At 63.3% G+C, this 17505-nt stretch carries 14 protein-coding genes; 10 read left to right on the top strand and 4 right to left on the bottom strand.

All coding sequences use genetic code 11. The features are described 5' to 3' along the window. Positions 1–132: 132 nt before the first annotated feature. The gene (gene otsB / locus ABY454_RS01255) at positions 133–858 is read right to left on the bottom strand and encodes a trehalose-phosphatase (protein ID WP_372928353.1); all 726 of its coding nucleotides are present in this window, start codon (positions 856–858) and stop codon (positions 133–135) included. A gap of 264 nt (positions 859–1122) precedes the next feature. Here otsB and ABY454_RS01250 point away from each other — a divergent pair, with 264 nt between their 5' ends. The 5 genes from ABY454_RS01250 (at position 1123) to malQ (ending at position 11810) form a co-directional block, all read left to right on the top strand. Continuing rightward, entirely contained in the window at positions 1123–2544 is a 1422-nt protein-coding gene (locus ABY454_RS01250; RefSeq protein WP_372928352.1) for a trehalose-6-phosphate synthase, read from the top strand. A 171-nt stretch (positions 2545–2715) separates the two neighbouring features. Continuing rightward, entirely contained in the window at positions 2716–6015 is a 3300-nt protein-coding gene (gene treS / locus ABY454_RS01245; protein ID WP_372928351.1) for a maltose alpha-D-glucosyltransferase, read from the top strand. Then, positions 6005–8131, top strand: coding sequence for a glycogen debranching protein GlgX (gene glgX / locus ABY454_RS01240; protein ID WP_372928350.1), 2127 nt, complete (start codon positions 6005–6007; stop codon positions 8129–8131). The genes treS and glgX overlap by 11 nt, the downstream gene beginning before the upstream one ends. Further along, positions 8128–9927 carry a malto-oligosyltrehalose trehalohydrolase gene (treZ, locus tag ABY454_RS01235; RefSeq protein WP_372928349.1) on the top strand — a complete coding sequence of 600 codons (1800 nt, stop codon included), beginning with the start codon at positions 8128–8130 and terminating at the stop codon, positions 9925–9927. Before glgX ends, treZ begins: the two co-directional genes overlap by 4 nt. Before the next feature lie 2 nt (positions 9928–9929). Beyond that, on the top strand, positions 9930–11810 hold the full coding sequence (malQ, locus tag ABY454_RS01230; RefSeq protein WP_372928348.1) for a 4-alpha-glucanotransferase: 1881 nt from the start codon (positions 9930–9932) through the stop codon (positions 11808–11810). 7 nt (positions 11811–11817) lie between these two features. On the opposite strand, the gene ABY454_RS01225 is transcribed toward malQ, so the two are convergent. Both ABY454_RS01225 and ABY454_RS01220 read right to left on the bottom strand, forming a co-directional pair. Further along, positions 11818–12156, bottom strand: coding sequence for a P-II family nitrogen regulator (locus ABY454_RS01225; RefSeq protein ID WP_372928347.1), 339 nt, complete (start codon positions 12154–12156; stop codon positions 11818–11820). A 13-nt stretch (positions 12157–12169) separates the two neighbouring features. Beyond that, entirely contained in the window at positions 12170–13381 is a 1212-nt protein-coding gene (locus ABY454_RS01220; protein ID WP_372928346.1) for an ammonium transporter, read from the bottom strand. A 153-nt stretch (positions 13382–13534) separates the two neighbouring features. Here ABY454_RS01220 and greA point away from each other — a divergent pair, with 153 nt between their 5' ends. Continuing rightward, positions 13535–13999 (top strand): transcription elongation factor GreA, encoded by a 465-nt coding sequence (greA, locus tag ABY454_RS01215; protein WP_372928345.1) that lies wholly within the window; start codon positions 13535–13537, stop codon positions 13997–13999. A 36-nt stretch (positions 14000–14035) separates the two neighbouring features. On the opposite strand, the gene ABY454_RS01210 is transcribed toward greA, so the two are convergent. Beyond that, positions 14036–14323: a SelT/SelW/SelH family protein gene (locus ABY454_RS01210; protein ID WP_372928344.1), complete on the bottom strand. Its 288-nt coding sequence runs from the start codon at positions 14321–14323 to the stop codon at positions 14036–14038. Between the two features lie 216 nt (positions 14324–14539). Here ABY454_RS01210 and ABY454_RS01205 point away from each other — a divergent pair, with 216 nt between their 5' ends. From ABY454_RS01205 to ABY454_RS01190, 4 genes are all read left to right on the top strand, one after another. Beyond that, the gene (locus ABY454_RS01205) at positions 14540–15028 is read left to right on the top strand and encodes a hypothetical protein (protein ID WP_372928343.1); all 489 of its coding nucleotides are present in this window, start codon (positions 14540–14542) and stop codon (positions 15026–15028) included. Between the two features lie 89 nt (positions 15029–15117). Next, positions 15118–16251 (top strand): ABC transporter permease, encoded by a 1134-nt coding sequence (locus ABY454_RS01200; protein ID WP_372928342.1) that lies wholly within the window; start codon positions 15118–15120, stop codon positions 16249–16251. Between the two features lie 4 nt (positions 16252–16255). Continuing rightward, a complete protein-coding gene (locus tag ABY454_RS01195; protein WP_372928341.1) occupies positions 16256–17035 on the top strand; it encodes an ABC transporter ATP-binding protein in 780 nt (259 codons plus the stop codon). A gap of 29 nt (positions 17036–17064) precedes the next feature. Continuing rightward, a partial coding sequence (locus ABY454_RS01190) for an MlaD family protein (RefSeq protein ID WP_372928340.1) occupies positions 17065–17505 on the top strand: 441 nt, incomplete at its 3' end.

Genomic DNA, 17505 nt, shown 5'->3' with positions numbered 1-17505 from the left:
TGTCCTTGACCCCTCGAAGCTAAGTGGAAGTGTACGCGCAACAATACCCCCCAGCCCCAGGCTATATATAGTGTTCTTCAAGGTCTCTTTTAAGATGAATGCGCAACATACATTCGCCAGTCACGCACAGGCTTAATGCACAAGTTCCGCAAGCCAGTCGAACAAAGCTTCACGGTCCGTACGGTATTGCGCTTGGCTCTCGCCGTCGTCGATCTTGATCGAGGCGCCGCCCAGTGCATTGACAACGGCAAACGCATCTTCATCGGTCACATCGTCGCCCATATAGACCGGCAGGCGTCCTTTGAAGGGCGGCTCGTCAAGGAAAGCCGTGACCGCCACGCCTTTGTCGCAACCTTTCGGCCTCACCTCGTAGACCATCTTGCCCGGCAGAATGACGAGGCCGTCATTATCTGCCACAGCCTCCTCAACCGCCGTCCGGCACGTCTCCTTCAACTCCGGCCGCTGGCGATAATGCAACGCCACGGATGTCTGCTTGCGCTCCAGCAGCAGGCCCGCATTGTCTTCGACAAAACCTGTAAGCGCATCACCAACGGCAATGACCGCCTGTAGGCTGCGCGTGTCGGCATAGACATGGCCTGAAGCGTCCCGCCGGATCGAGCCATGCTCCGCGGCGGTCGCGAGCCTGAGCGGGGCAAGGAAACCATCCACCACGTCGAGAGGGCGCCCGGTGACGATGGCGACCGCGCCGTCGAATCGGCCGCAAAGCCCCCGCAGCAGATCGCCGACGCGCGGTTCCACCTCGACCAGCTCCGGGCGCGGGGCAAGAGCCGCCAGCGTGCCGTCGAAATCGAAGAAAAAGGCGGAACTTTCGCCAAGCGGCGGCAAAGGCTGAGACATATTTTTCGCGATCAAGCCGTAATTTCAAGGCAGTAGCAGCTGGGGCCACGCATTTGGCCACCGCTTAACTGCTTAGATCAATTCTTCGGAGGTTAGGAGCCCCTTGTGACGTTTTCAGTCTAAAGTACGGCGCTCCAACCAGGATTGAAACATGAGACATGGAGGCGTCATCCAAAGCCGCTATGCACATGCCGACGTCTCAAGCCTGCATTTCGGCTCGCCGCCCACCCGCCGAGACCGCCTGCCAACGCCAGGAGGCTTGAGATGACTGGAAAGACGCGGAGACTTGTTGTCGTCTCCAATCGCGTCGCCGACTTCAACGCGAAGTTCCAGACCGGCGGCTTGGCCGTCGCCCTGGGGGATGCGCTGAAGGCGTCGAAGGGTGTGTGGTTCGGCTGGAGCGGCGACGTGAGCGACGACGCGCTCGCCGAGGCGCCTAAGGTCGAGAATATCGAAGGCCTCACCGTCGCCACCATCGATCTCACGCCTCAGGAAGCCGAAGGCTATTACTACGGCTACGCCAATCGCTGCCTGTGGCCGGCGCTGCACTATCGCCTCGATCTGGCGCAATCCAACGAGGAGCACAGCGAGGTCTACTTCGACGTCAACGCGCGGTTCGCCGACGCATTGATGCCGCTGATCGAACCGGACGATCTGATCTGGGTCCACGACTATCATCTGATCCCGCTCGCCGAGGAACTTCGCGGCCGGGGCTGCACGTCGCGCATTGGCTTCTTCTTGCACACGCCCTTCCCTTCGCCGGAGATATTCGCCGCCGTGCCGGGTCAGAAGCGTCTCGGCAACGCGCTCATGGTCTATGACGTCGTCGGCTTCCAGACCACGTCGGACCGCGACAATTTCCGCCGCTACGTGGCGGCCTCGCTCGACGGCGAACAGCTTCATGGCGACCGCATCGCCGCGCAAGGCGAGACGACGCTCGCCTCCGTATTCCCCATCGGCATCGACGCCGCCGCCTTCCGCAAGCTGGCCGAGAGCGAAAGCACCAAGGACGCGATCCTCCCCGATCTTGGCGAGGACATGAAGACGATCATCGGCGTGGACCGTCTCGACTACACCAAGGGCTTGCCGGAACGCCTTCGCGCTTTCGAGACGCTGCTCGAGGAGTTCCCGGAGCATCACGGCAAGGTACGCTTGGTGCAGATCGCGCCGCCCACGCGCGAAACGCTTCCCGTCTATCAGGGGATGCGCGAAGAGGTAGAGCGGCTCGTGGGCCGCATCAACGGCCGCTTCGGGGACCTGCGCTGGACGCCGGTCACTTACCTGCACCATGGCGTACCGCAGGACATTTTGACTCGCCTTTATCGCGAGAGCGCCGTCGGTCTCGTCACGCCCTTGCGCGACGGCATGAACCTCGTGGCCAAGGAGTACATCGCCGCGCAGGCGCCGCAGGACCCCGGCGTGCTTGTCCTGTCGCGCTTCGCCGGGGCGGCGGAGCAGCTGCGCGAGGCACTCCTCATCAATCCCCATGACGTCAACGAGTTGGCGCGCGCCCTGGATCGCGCCCTGACCATGCCCCGCCAGGAGCGCTGGGCGCGGCACAACCGGCTGTGGCAGCGGATCGAGACCTACGATCTCGCCAATTGGCGCGACAGCTTCATCCAGACCTTTGCCGAGTCCGACACAGACCCCGTGAATCTGTTTGCCAAGAAGGCCGGCGCCGCCTAAGAGCCAGCCAAGGCTCGCTGGCGGCAAGACCCACCGCCCCTCAAGGCTTGGGGGCGCGGCCGATAGCCTCTGGTCGAGCGCGCGTAAGCCGCTTAACTTCTGTCGACGTACCGCCTATGTAGGCGCCCTTCGAGATGTCACCGCCCCGCCCCTAGTCGCTATTCCCCAGTCATGATCGATCGCACCGACCGGCTCTGGTACAAGAACGCCGTCATCTACGAGCTGCACATTAAGGCGTTCTTCGATTCCGACAATGACGGTATCGGCGATTTCGCAGGCCTCATGCGGAAGCTCGACTATCTCCAAGAGCTCGGCGTCACCGCCGTCTGGCTCCTGCCGTTCTACCCCTCGCCCTTGCGGGACGACGGCTACGACATCGCCGACTACACCTCGATCAACCCCACCTACGGCACCATGCGCGACTTCCGCCAGTTCGTGGCGGCCGCCCATGACCGCGGCATTCGCGTCATCACCGAGTTGGTGGTCAACCACACCTCCGACCAGCACCCCTGGTTTCAGCGGGCGCGCAAGGCCAAGCCGGGCTCTGTGTGGCGCGATTACTATGTGTGGAGCGACACGGACCAGAAATATCCCGGCACGCGCATTATCTTTCTCGACACCGAGACCTCGAACTGGACATGGGACCCGGAGGCCAAAGCCTATTTCTGGCACCGCTTCTACTCTCACCAGCCGGACCTGAACTACGACAACCCGCGCGTCCTCGCGGACATCTTGCGGGTGCTGCGCTTCTGGCTCGACATGGGTGTCGATGGCCTCAGGCTGGACGCCGTGCCCTATCTCGTCGAACGCGAGGGCACGAACAACGAGAACCTGCCCGAGACACATGAAATCCTGAAGCGCTTCCGCGCCGAGCTCGACGAGCGGTACGCCGACCGCATGCTGCTGGCCGAAGCCAATCAATGGCCGGAGGATACGCGCCCCTATTTCGGCGACGGCGACGAATGCCACATGGCCTTCCACTTCCCGCTAATGCCGCGCATCTTCATGGGGCTGGCCCGCGAGGACCGCTACCCCATCACCGACATCGTCAGTCAGACGCCGCCAATTCCGGAAGATTGCCAATGGGCCATCTTCCTGCGCAACCACGACGAACTCACCCTCGAAATGGTGACCGACTCCGAGCGCGACTATCTCTGGGAGACCTACGCCACCGATCAGCGGGCCCGACTCAATCTCGGCATTCGGCGGCGGCTTGCGCCGCTCCTCGACAACGACCGGCGCAAGATCGAGCTCCTGACAGGATTGCTGCTCTCCATGCCCGGTGCGCCAGTGCTCTACTACGGTGACGAACTCGGCATGGGCGACAACTTCTATCTCGGCGACCGGGATGGCGTACGCACACCCATGCAATGGTCCGCGGACCGCAATGGCGGCTTCTCGCGCGCGGACCCGCAAACACTCTATCTGCCGCCGATCATGGACCCGATCTACGGCTACGAGACGGTCAACGTCGAAGCGCAGCAGAAGCACGCCAATTCTCTGTTTAACTGGACCAAGCGTATGATTGCCGTGCGCCAGTCGCATAAAGCCTTCGGCAACGGCGACATAACATTTTTGCGCCCCAGAAACCGGAAGGTGCTCGCCTATTTGCGTGAACATAACGGCGACATGCTGCTATGCGTGTTCAACCTGTCCCGCTCGGCGCAAGCCATGGAACTCGATCTTGTCGACCAAAAGGGAAAGGTTCCCGTCGAGATGACCGGCGCCTCGGTCTTCCCGCCGATCGGCACGCTGCCCTATCTGCTCACCCTGCCGGCTTACGGATTTTACTGGTTCACGCTCTCTGATCCCGCACAGGTGCACGACCTGCCGGACCTCGAGCCGGAATCGCTGCCAGAGCTTGAAACGCTAGTTCTAGGCCAGGGATGGAATCTCGTGGACAGTCAGGCCAGCGATCGCGCGCGCACCGACCATTTCATCTATGAACTGCTTCCCACCTATATCGCGCGGCAGCGCTGGTTCGCACCAAAGGATGCAGCCATCGACTCGGCAATCCCAGAGCGGATCGGCGAGTTGCCGCAAGAGGGCCACGAAAGTTTTCTGCTTCTGGCGACTAATGTCGCGCTTGAGGACGGCACGACCCAGCACTACTTCCTGCCGCTGGCGCTCTCCTGGGGCGAGGACGACTTGCGCCTCGACAACCCACTCCTGCCCTACCTGCTCGCCAAGGTCCGGCGCGGACGGCAAGCCGGGGTCGTGTTCGACGCCGCGCATGGCGAGACCTTTCCGCGCGCGCTGCTCCACGCGATGCGGTCGCACCAGACATTGCCTGCGTTTGACGGCGAATTGCGCTTCGATGCAAGCGATACCTTGCACGCGCTCGATCTGTCCGAAGAGCTTGAGGTGCGTCGCGTGGAGACAGGCGAGAACTCTCACACCGCGCGCACGCTCGGCGACACCGTAAACCTGAGGATCGCCCGCCGCTTGCGCACCGGCATGGACCCCGGTATCGAGATGGGGCGATTTCTCTCGAAAGCCGGCTTCGCCAACAGCCCGCCTTATCTCGGTGCTATCGAACATATCGCGCCGGACGGGACGCCCACGGCTTTGGCCGTGGCCTTCGAGCATGTCCGCAACCAAGGCGACGGATGGACCGTCGTGGTCGATGCCCTCGATCGCGAGTTGGAGGAAGAGAGTCTTTCCGGCGACGGCGACGGCGCGGACGGCGGCTTGCCTTATTCGCTGTCCTTGATCGAAACGATCGGGCGCCGGACCGGCGAACTGCATCGCGCCTTGGCTGGCGCCGACCCCGAAGACCCCGCCTTCGCGCCGGAAGTCATCTCAAGCGCGGACCTTGACGAATGGGCGGCCAGAACAACGGCCCGCGCCGAGCAAGCTTTCACGCACCTCGTGTCACTGCACGAAAGCGTCGATCAGGAGACCAGAGATCTTGCGGCAAGGCTCTTGAGCCTGCGCGAGGTCACCTTGAAACGCATCGAGATGCTCATTCCCAGGATCGCGCGCGGCAACAAGCTCCGCCTTCACAATGATTACCACCTCGCCAAGATTCTGGTGTCCGCCAACGACGTCTACATTGTCGACTTCGAGGGCGAGCCGGACCAGCCGGTGGACGAGCGCCGGCAGAAGGCGCCGCCGTCGCGCGATATCGCCACCATGCTGCGCTCCTTGGACTACGCGGCGCGCACCGCCATGGATCGGCAAACCCAGCGCGGCGCCAGTCAGCTCGAAGAGATCGAGGAGCGCAGTCTCCATTGGCGCGCCCTAGCCGAGCGGCGCTTCTTGCGCTCCTACGGCATGGCGCGCGACGACACGGCCAGCGGATCGCATCTGGCCGGCGGCGAACTGTTACCGCTGTTCTTGGCCGACAAGCTCTTCCAGGAGATCCTCTACGAAGGCATGAACCGCCCCGTATTCTTGTCAATACCCTTGCGTGCGGCCCTCGAGCTGGTCGAGCCCATGGAGGAGCTCACCAAGGAGGATGCGGATTGACGTCACCTCTCAGGCGCTCACCGAACCAGGCTCGCCGGCCATGGGGCTGAAACTCGGTCCCGGAACGCCCTGGCCTCTTGGCGCGACCTATGACGGCCGCGGCGTGAACTTCGCTCTCTTCTCCGCGAACGCAACACGCGTCGACCTTTGCCTGTTCGACGCACGCGGTGACGAGACGACCCGCATCACGCTGCCCGAATACTCCGACGAGGTCTGGCATGGCTACGTGCCCGGACTCGCACCAGGCCAACTCTACGGCTATCGCGTGCACGGGCCTTACGCGCCGGGAGACGGCCACCGCTTCAATTCTAACAAGCTGCTGCTTGACCCCTATGCGCGAGGCTATTCGGGTCCCCTCGTCTGGGACGATACCTTGTTTGGCTATCAGATCGGCACCAAGCGCGCCGACTTGGCGAAGAGCAAGGCGGACAGCGCGCGCTTTATGCCGAAATGCGTCGTCGTTGGCGAAGGCAGAGATCTCGTCCATGACCGGCCGAACCGCGCTTGGCACGAAACAGTGATCTACGAGGCACATGTGAAGGGCATGACCGCGCGGCATCCCGGCGTGCCCAAACCTTTGCGCGGCAAGTTCGCAGGGTTAGCGCAGCCCGCCATCGTCGATCATCTGGTCAAGCTTGGCGTCACGGCCATCGAGCTTCTACCCGTGCATGCCATCGCCAACGACCACCACCTCGTGGACCAGGGGCTCAAGAACTATTGGGGCTATAACAGCATCGGCTTTTTCGCCCCGGCCGAGCGTTACGTGTCGCATGGCGAAGATGTCGATGCGTTCCGCACCATGGTGGATACGCTGCACGCGGCCGGCATCGAAGTCATCCTCGACGTGGTCTACAACCACACGGCTGAAGGGAACGAGTTCGGACCGACCCTGTCCTTCCGCGGCATCGACAACGCGACCTACTACAAACTCGGCGAGAACAAGCGCCACTATCACGACACCTCTGGCTGCGGGAACACACTCAACGTTGCTCACCCGCGCGTGCTTCAGCTCGTCATGGATTCGCTGCGTTACTGGGTCGAACACTGCGGCGTCGACGGGTTCCGTTTCGATCTGGCATCCGCGCTTGCTCGCGACCATGAGGACTTCGAGCAAAGCGCCGCGTTTCTCGATGCGGTTGGCCAGGATCCCGGCTTGCGCCAGACGAAGCTGATCGCGGAGCCTTGGGACCTCGGCGAGGACGGCTATCAGGTCGGCAATTTCCCGCCGAGTTGGGCTGAGTGGAACGACAAATGGCGCGACGGCTTGCGGTCCTATTGGAAAGGCGAGATGGCCACGCTGCCCGCGCTTGGCCGCTGCATCTCGGGCTCGGCGGAGATTTACGACCACCGCGGCCGCAAGCCCTGGGCCAGCGTCAACTTCGTCACCGCCCATGACGGTTTCACCCTGACGGACCTCGTTTCCTACGACGAGAAGCACAACGAGGCGAACGGCGAAGAAAACCGCGACGGGCATTCCGACAATCGCAGTCACAACTGGGGCGTCGAAGGCCCGAGCGACGATCCAGAAACTCTCGACCTGCGCGACCGGGTGCGCCGCGCGCTGATCGCCAGCCTCCTGTTCAGCCACGGCACGCCGATGCTGAACATGGGCGATGAGCTCGGCCGCACCCAACACGGCAACAACAACGCCTTCTGCCAAGACAATGAGACATCTTGGGTTCAGTGGGAGGGCTTGAGCGATCGCGATCGCGCCTTCCACGACTTCGTGCGCGGCGCCGCGGCCTTACGCGCGCAACTCCCACTGCTGCGCAGCCCGCGTTTTCTCCACGGCGAGCCCGTGGCGCCGCTGATCCGCAACATGACCTGGTTCAAACCGGACGGCGAAGAGAAGCAAGCCGAACATTGGGAAGACCCGGTCGCCAAGTGCATCGGCGTTTCGTTTGCCGGCGACGGAAATATTTTGCTGCTGCTGTTCAACGCCGACGCCGATCCCATCGACTTCGTCTTCCCCTTTTTCGGCAAGCGGCATCTGCATTGGCGGCTTTTGTGCGACTCCGCCAACGGCCTGATCCGCCCCGAGCCCGTCACCATCGCCAACGGCAAGGCCACGGTACCGGCACACGGCCTCCTGCTTTTCGAGAGGACGGATCCGTGACGGCGCGGCTCGCTCATGTTGCGCCGTGGGGCACGGAGATCGTGGACGGCGGCGCACGCTTTCGCCTGTGGGCGCCGGCGCAAGATACGATCTCGGTACTGAGCGAGGACGGCACCAACATTCCCATGACCAAGACGGACGACGGCTGGTTCGAGGGGGCCACGGATGCCGTACCGGTTGGCGACGGCTATCAGTTCGTCCTCGCCGACGGCATGCGCGTGCCCGACCCGGCCGCGCGCGCACAAGTGGGCGACGTGCATGGACCGAGCCGATTGGTCGACCCCAAAGCCTATGAATGGCGAAATGCCGGCTGGAAAGGCCGTCCCTGGGAGGAGGCCGTGCTCTACGAGCTGCACACGGGCACGTTCTCACCAGATGGCACGTTCGATGGCATCGCCGCCGATCTCGACCGGATTGCCGATGCCGGCGTTACCGCTATCGAGCTCATGCCCGTCGCGCAGTTCGGCGGGACACGCGGCTGGGGCTATGACGGCGTACTGCATTATGCACCGCACGCCGCCTATGGCGGGCCGGAAGGTTTGAAACATCTTGTAGACGAAGCGCACGCGCGCGGACTGATGGTCTTGCTCGACGTCGTCTACAACCATTTCGGCCCGGACGGGAATTACCTCCATCTCTATGCGCCGGACTTTTTCGACACCGGGCGTCATACGCCTTGGGGGCCGGCAATCGCCTTCGACCGTGCACCTGTGCGCCAGTTCTTCGTGCACAACGTGCTCTATTGGCTGGAGGAGTTCCGCTTCGATGGGCTGCGCTTCGACGCCATCGATCACATCAAGGATCCGTCCGACGAGGAGATCCTCGCCGAGATGGCGCGCAAGGTGCGTGCGGCGCTCCCGGACCGGCACATCCACCTCATCCTCGAGGATTGCGACAACACCACACGGCTTCTGAAGTTCGACAAGGAGAACCACCCACGCCTCTTCGATGCTGAGTGGAATGACGATTGGCATCACGCCATGCACGCGACGCTGACGAACGAGGACACCGGCTACTATCAAGACTACGCGGATGCGCCGGTCCGCCGCCTAGCTAAGACCATGGCGCAAGGTCACGACTACCAAGGCGAGCCCTCGGCGTTTCGCGGGCTTCACAAATATGGCGAACCGTCGGCGCATCTGCCGCCGACCGCCTTCATCGACTTTCTGCAGAATCACGACCAGACGGGAAACCGAGCGCAAGGCGACCGCATCACGACGCTTGCGTCTCCGGAAGCCGTCGAAGCCGCGCTCGCGCTTCTTCTGCTATCGCCGCATATCCCGCTTCTATATATGGGCGATGAGTATGGCGAGCAGCGCCCGTTTATGTTTTTCACGGACTTCACCGGCGACTTGGCGAAGGCCGTCCGCAAAGGCCGCAACCTGGAGTTCGCGACCAACAAGAGCTTCGCGGACGCATCCGCGAAAGGGCTGGTGCCCGACCCGAATGCGATTGAGACATTCGCCGCCTCCAAGCTTGCGCCCGAGACGAACGCACGCACGGCGCTGATCAAGCGCCTCATTGCAACGCGGTTTGCGCATGTGGTGCCGCGTCTCGCGCAGATCGGCGGCAATGCCGGCAAGATTATGCATATGTCAGACAAGGCCTTTACGGTGCGCTGGACATATCCTGCAGGCGATGCATTGCAGCTCACCGCGAACCTTTTGGACACGCCCGCGCCATGGCCTACGGAAACGCGCGGGCTGGCCTTCTTCACTCACCCCGGCGATCTCGATCCGACGCAAGGTATCCTGCCACCTTGGTCGGTGATCGCCGAAACGATCGATCGGGAGTAGTCATGCCAGACCGGCTCGAAGACTCGCAGCTCGAAGACCTGCGGCTTGAAGATTTGGCAAAACGTTTCGGGATCGCCGATGGCTATGTCAGCGAGCAAGGCGATTGGGTCGCCACGCCGCCCGAAACCAAAGCCAAAGTACTCCAAGCCATGGGCGTGCCGGTCGACGACCCGGACGCAAAGCTGCCGGAAGCACCGGCCATCGAAGACATGGCGGGACTGACGGAGAGCGCCTATTGGCCGCCCTTCCTGGTCGAGCAGCGCGCCTGGGGACTATCGGTACAGGCCTACGCGCTGCGCTCATCGCGCAATTGGGGCATCGGCGATTTCGAGGACCTCGCGCAAGCCGCCGAGTTTGCCGCAAGGCTCGGCGCCGACTTTGTCGGTGTCAGTCCGTTGCACGCCCTGTTCATGGCCGAGCCTTCGCGCATCAGTCCCTACAGCCCGTCGAACCGCGGGCTCCTCAATCCCATGCTGATCGCGCCGGACAAAGTGCCGGGTTTTTCGAGCTTGCCTGACAGAGCCGAACTGGAAGCGGCGCTTCCGCGCTTGCGTGACACCGAACTCATCGACTATGCCGGCGTGCACCAGGTGAAGCTGCGCGCGCTCGAAGCGCTCTTCGCGCACTTCATTGCGAATGCAAACGCCGAGGCCAAGGCGGCGTTCGAATCGTTCTGCCGCGCGCGTGGCAAAATGCTCGAAGGCCATGCGCTGTTCGAGGCGCTGTCCGAGCGCTTCATGGCTGAGGGGCGCAACGCGGCATGGTGCACCTGGCCCTTGGCGTATCAGGACCCCGGCAATATCGCGGTGCGCGATTTCGCGCGAGCCGCCAAGCATCGCATCGCCTTCCATGTCTGGCTGCAATGGGTCGCCGACACCCAGCTTGCCAACGCCCGCGAACGCGCCAAGGCGGCCGGCATGCGCATCGGCCTCTATCTCGATCTCGCCGTCGGCATTTCCCCCGACGGTTCGCGCAGTTGGATGGGCGGGCCAGCCATCGCCCATAACGCGCGGATCGGATGCCCGCCTGATCCCTTCAGTGCCGCGGGCCAGGACTGGGGTCTCGTCCCCTTCTCGCCGGTCGGCCTTGACGAAGAGCGCTTCGAGCCCTTCCGCTCAGTGCTTCGTTCGAACATGCATTATGGCGGCGCGCTTCGGATCGATCACGCCATGGGGCTTCAGCGTCTCTATTGGATTCCGGAAGGTAACACCGCCATCGACGGCGCTTACGTGTCCTATCCTCTCCGCGAGTTGATGGCGGGCATCGTTGAAGAGTCCTGGATCTCCGAGACAATCATCATCGGCGAGGACTTGGGGACGGTTCCGCCGGGATTCACCGATGCGATGGTGCGGGCGGGACTGCTCAGCTACCAGGTTTCCTATTTCAGCGAAGACGATGGAACGTGGAGACCGCCTCATGCCTACCGGCGCGAAGCCATGGTGTGTGCGTCGACCCACGACTTGCCCACGCTGAAAGGCTGGTGGGCTAGCCGCGACGTCGACTGGCGCGTCAGTTGCGGCCTCGCCACGGAGGCGCAAGCCGCGGCGCAGCGGCAAGATCGCTTGCGCGATCGCGGACGTCTGCTCGACGCTCTCGTCGATGCCGAAGCACTCGCGCCGGAGACTGTCGAAGCGGATGCCAAGCAGATGCCCGACGATGTTCTCGTGGCCGTGCACGGCTTCCTTGCAAGCACACCTTGCCGGTTGCTGGCCGTGCAGCTCGACGATGCGTTAGGACTTGTCGAGCAGGCGAACCTGCCGGGCACCGTTGACGAGCACCCCAACTGGCGGCGCAAGTCTCCGGTCGCCCTGGAGGATCTCGGCCAGCACGCGCTGTTCCGGTCCGTGATTGGCGCGGTTACCGCCGAACGGCCGAAGCAATGATCGTCGGCTAGAGCGCTTCGGTGCCCATCTCGCCGGTGCGTACGCGCATCGCGCCTTCGAGCGGCAGGACGAACACTTTGCCGTCGCCGATCCGGCCCGTGCGCGCCGCCTCGCCAATCGCTTCGACGGCGGCGTCGGCAATCGAGGCATCGACCGCAAGCTCGAGCTTCACCTTAGGCACGTATTGCATGGTGTACTCCGCGCCACGGTAGATCTCGGTTTGCCCTTTTTGCCGGCCGAAACCGCGCACCTCACTGACCGTCAATCCTTGCACGCCCATATTGGAGAGCGCTTCGCGGACGGCCTCGAGCCGGTGCGGCTGGATCACTGCGATGATGTATTTCATGTGTAGTCCCCGCTCACATGTTGTAGCCGCGTTCGCCGTGGACATTGATGTCGAGGCCTTGTTCCTCGAGCTCGGCGCTGACGCGCAATCCGACGATCGCCTGAACGACCTTGATAATTATGAAGCTGACGACGACCGACCAGATCAAGACAGCGACAACACCGATCAGCTGGGTCACCGCTTGGCTGCCCATGGTCTGCCCCTCGGCAAGCCCGACGCCGCCAAGCGCCGCCGCCGCGAAGACCGCCGTAAGCAGGATCCCGAGTCCGCCGCCGACACCATGCACGGCAAGCACGTCGAGCGAGTCGTCGATCTTGAAGCGATGCTTCACCAGCATCACCGCAAGATAGCAGATGGTGCCGCCCGCCAGCCCGATCACCAGCGCACCGCCGGGGCCCACATAGCCCGACGCCGGCGTGATGGAGGCGAGGCCCGCAATAGCGCCCGTGACCGCGCCGACCAAGCTGGGCTTGCCGAACTTCACCGCCTCGATGACGATCCAGACCAGCGTCGCCGTCGCCGCCGAGATATGCGTGACAGTCATGGCCATGCCGGCGTCCGCGCCGGCCGTCAGCGCGCTGCCGGCGTTGAAGCCGAACCAGCCCACCCACAACATGCATGCGCCCGCCATGGTCATCCACGGCGCGTGCGGCGGCCGAACGTCGCCCGGAAATCCCATACGCGGCCCGAGAACAATAGCGAGCAACAATGCCGAGACGCCGGCCGTCAAATGGACCACCAGCCCGCCGGCGAAGTCCATCACACCACGTTCAGCGAGCCAACCGCCGCCCCACACCCAATGGGCCACCGGCACGTAGACCAGGAACAGCCAGAGCGCGCAGAACAGGATCACGGCGCCGAAGCGCATGCGCTCGACGAACGCGCCGACCATCAGCGCCGGCGTGATGATCGCAAACGTCATTTGGAACATGAAGAAGACGGTCTCGGGGATCGAGCCGGACACCGCATCGCGCGGCACCCCGAGCAACAGCACCTTCTTGAGGTCGCCGATCCACGCTCCGTCGCCCGAGAAGGTCAGGCTATAGGCTGCCACCAGCCACAGCACTGACATCAGGCAGGCGATGGTGAAACACTGCATCAGCACCGAGAGCACGTTCTCGGCGCGCACCAGCCCGCCATAGAACAGCGCGAGCCCCGGTAATGTCATGAATAGAACCAATGCGGTGGCCGTTATCAGCCACGCTGTATCGCCCGCGTCGATCATGTATCCCTCCCCTAGAGCCTGCTCAAAAACAGGTCTTTGCCCAATTATTTAGCACAGTCGGACGGGTCCTCGGCAATATCGATGCCTAAAAATAGGCCGCGCCCGGACGGGGCCGGAACCCTTCCGGGATGCCAGGCGTGGTATAATTATTTGATGAGCAAGGCTTTCACGAAGGAGCCTGAAGGCGGGGACGTCTATGACGACCTTCCCGACCGGCCGATCTCGCCTCACAACCTCGTGACCGCGCATGGCCTCGAACTCATCGAGACGGAGCTCGCGCGCCTGCATGTGGACCACGCCGCAGCCCACGACGCCGACGACAAACCCTTGCTGGCCAAGATCAATCGCGACTTGCGCTATTGGACGTCCCGCCGCGCCACGGCCCAGGTGGTCGAGCCGCCGAGCGATAAGACCCAGGTCCATTTCGGTTCGACGGTGACGATCGAGCGCGAAGACGGGCGCCGCCAGACCTACCGCATTGTCGGCGAGGACGAGGCGGACCCGGCCAAGGGCACCCTGTCCTACGTCTCCCCCGTAGCCCAGGCCCTTCAGAACACGGCGGTCGGCGAGACCGTCGAGGCCGGCGCGGGCGAGGCCACGATCGTGGACATCTCCTGAGCCCGCATGTTGGCTCCAACCAATGCGCTGAAAGAACTATGATTTATTCTCTACATGGCCGAGATCGCGATCGGGCGCGACCCGGTCCCGGACCAGCTGTTTGAGCTCTTTGACGTCGGGGAAACGCCCGCGCTCCCCGCGCGACCAGCCCAGATCGCCGTCGATGCGAACCTCGAACACGCCTCCAGTGTCGTTGGGCTCCAGCGTGACGGAGCCGAGTTCCTCGGCGAAGGTGGACAGTAGCTCCTGACCCATCCAGGCGGCCCTGAGCAGCCAGCCGCAAAGCCGACAATAAGTGATGGAAACGTTCGGCTTCGTGGCCATGGCTGGCGCCCTCCGCTTGGCCTCGAATCGGGACCCGTGAACCTACGCGCATAATAGGTTAGGTTTGCGAATCGACCGAACCTGAGGACTTGTCACCATATTGCAACAGGCACGTCCGATGTGGGTCACGAGGGGTTGCATCGGCAGCGTCGGCTCATCACCTCGTAGCAACATCCTGACTTGTCCAAGACCGGAAACTGCGGGAAGACAGAACCTATGAAACAAGCAATTCGCAAGACTGCGCCGATTGTCCTGGCCACCCTGGCCCTTGTCGGGCTGTTCATGGTCACCCCCTCCCAAATTGTAGCGGCAAGCCCGTTCGACAGCCTGCTCGGCACTTGGCGGGGAAGCGGCACGATGCGCCTCAAGAGCGGGACCGAGCGTCTGAGCTGTAACGCCTACTACACCGGCGGCGGCAAACAGCTTGGGCTGGCCATTCGCTGCAATGCCCCAAGCGGCAAAGTGGAAATTCGGAGCAAGTTGAGCCTCAGCGGCAACCGCCTCAGCGGAAACTGGGAAGAGCGGACCTACAACGCATCGGGCGCAGCGTCCGGCACCGCCAAACCAGGCCGGATCAGCATCCGGGTCTCTGGCACGGTCCGGGGCAGCATGGTCGTCACCTACAGCAAATCCAGTCAGAGCGTCTCGATCTCGACGACCGGAACCGCTCTGCAAGGTGTGTCAATCCGCCTGACCCGCAGCTAGTTCGCCGCTAGTCTTAGACCCGAGTCATGACAGCTTGGTGGGGCGACGCTCCGGGCTGGCAAAATTCAGGTGGCTAGGAGCGAACTGCTATGGGCGAGGCTTTGCTGACGCACAAATTGGTGGGGGAGCGGCTCGAGCTGGCCGCGGGGGGCTCTTGGACGGCCCCTCATGCGGGCGATCTCGAAGCGGCCGTCGAACGCGTCGCCGGCGAGGCCCCCAAAGCCAAAAACGTCTCCATCGACATGGGCGGCGTCCACGAATTCGATACATTCGGCGCCTGGCTGCTGGAGCGCCTGACGCGGCATTGGACGGCCGCGGGCCGCGAAGCGGTTGTCGTCGGCCTGCCCGAGCACGACTTGGGTCTTCTGGAAGAAATGCATGGCGTCAACCGCGAGGCGCCGCCAAAGCCCGAGCGCGTGAACCCCATCGTCGCAAGCCTCGCCGCATTCGGCCGTGGCGGCGCCGCCTTCGGCCGCAACCTCCTCGTGTTTGCCGAAATGCTCGGCGCGGTGGGGCTGGCGCTCGGCCGTGTCATCATGAAGCCGCGCGACTACCGCCTCACCTCGACCGTGCATCAGCTCGACCGCGTCGCCTGGCAGGCGGTGCCCATCATCCTGCTGATCACCTTCCTGATCGGCGCCATCATCTCGCAGCAGGGCATCTTTCATTTCCGCAAGTTCGGCGCGGAGCTCTACTCCGTCGATCTTGTGGGCATCTTGGTGCTGCGCGAGATCGGCGTTCTGATCGTGGCGATCATGGTGGCGGGCCGCTCGGGCAGTTCCTACACGGCGGAGCTCGGCTCCATGAAGATGCGCGAGGAGATCGATGCACTCCGCACCATGGGCTTCGATCCTGTCGAGGTGCTGATCCTGCCGCGCATTTTGGTGCTGGTCGTCGCGCTGCCCATACTGGCCTTCATCGGCTCCATGGCGGCGCTATACGGCGGCGGGCTCGTGGCCTGGCTCTATGGCGGCCTCAGTCCCGACATCTATATCGCGCGGCTCACGGACGCGATTTCGCTCACCCATTTCAAGGTCGGCATGATCAAGGCCCCGTTCATGGGCCTGGTCATCGGCATCGTGGCCTGCGCCGAAGGCTTGCGGGTCAAGGGCAGCGCGGAGTCGCTCGGCATTCAGACGACGAACTCCGTCGTGGAGTCGATCTTCCTGGTCATCGTGCTCGACGGCCTGTTCGCCATCTTCTTCGCCTCGATCGGAATGTAAGGCGATGAGCGAAGTCAAGCCCGCCATCAAAGTGCGCGACCTCGTGGTCGGCTTCGGCGATCAGACCGTGCTGAACCATCTGGATCTCGACGTGCGCGCGGCCGAGATTCTCGGCGTGGTCGGCGCGTCCGGCGCGGGCAAGTCGGTTCTGCTCCGCACCATCATCGGTCTCTTGCCGCGCCGTCACGGCTCGATCGAAGTTCTCGGCACGGACCTGGCGCATGCGGACGAAGAGGCGCGCCGCGCGCTGGAGCGCCGCTGGGGCATTCTGTTCCAGCAAGGCGCCCTGTTCTCATCGCTCACCGCCAAGCAGAACATCCAGTTCCCCATGCGCGAGAATTTGGACATCTCCCAGACGCTCATGGACGAGATGGCCATCGCCAAGCTTGAAATGGTGGGCCTCACCCCGCAAGACGGCGGGAAGTTTCCATCCGAACTGTCCGGCGGCATGACCAAGCGTGTGGCGCTCGCCCGGGCGCTGGCACTCGACCCCGAGATCCTGTTCCTCGATGAGCCGACCTCCGGCCTCGATCCAATCTCCGCCGGCGATTTCGACGAGCTGATCCGCACGCTACAGCAGACTTTGGAAATCACCGTGTTCATGGTGACCCATGACTTGGAAAGCCTCTACACCGCGTGCGACCGCATTGCCGTCTTGGCGGACGGAAAGGTCGTGGCCGATGGACCAATGCCCGTCATGCTTGAATCCGAACATCCCTGGGTGAGAGCCTACTTCCAGGGTAAGCGCGGCGGCATGCTGGCCGAACGCCAAATCGGCGCTTGAAGCGCCTGAAACGAAGGGACCTGATCGCGATGGAAACCCGAGCCCGCTACGCCTTGATCGGACTGTTCATGCTCGCCGTGATCGGCACGATCTTCGCCTTTGTCTATTGGTTGGAGAACAAGGGCGGTTTCGGCGAACGGGAGACCTATCGCGTTCAGTTCGAGAGCTCGGTCTCCGGCCTGCTTATTGGTTCCGCCGTGCTCTTCAACGGCATCCGCGTGGGCGAGGTCACCGGCATCTCGCTCAACCCGGACGAGCCCCAGCAAGTCATCGCCGCCATTTCGGTTCTCAAAAACACGCCCATCCGCGAAGACACGCGGGTCAATGTTGAGCAGCAGGGCCTGACCGGTGGCGTGGCTGTCACGCTGACGGGCGGCGTATCCACCACCCCGCTGCCGACCAATGGCGGCATGCAGACACTCATCGCCCCGCCCGGCGTCGGCCAGGACTGGACGCAGTCGGCACGCGAC

The organism is Methyloceanibacter sp. (assembly GCF_041573655.1).
GTDB lineage: Bacteria > Pseudomonadota > Alphaproteobacteria > Rhizobiales > Methyloligellaceae > Methyloceanibacter.
Note: the sequence above shows the minus strand (reverse complement) of the source record. Positions and strands in the feature narration are given on the sequence as shown.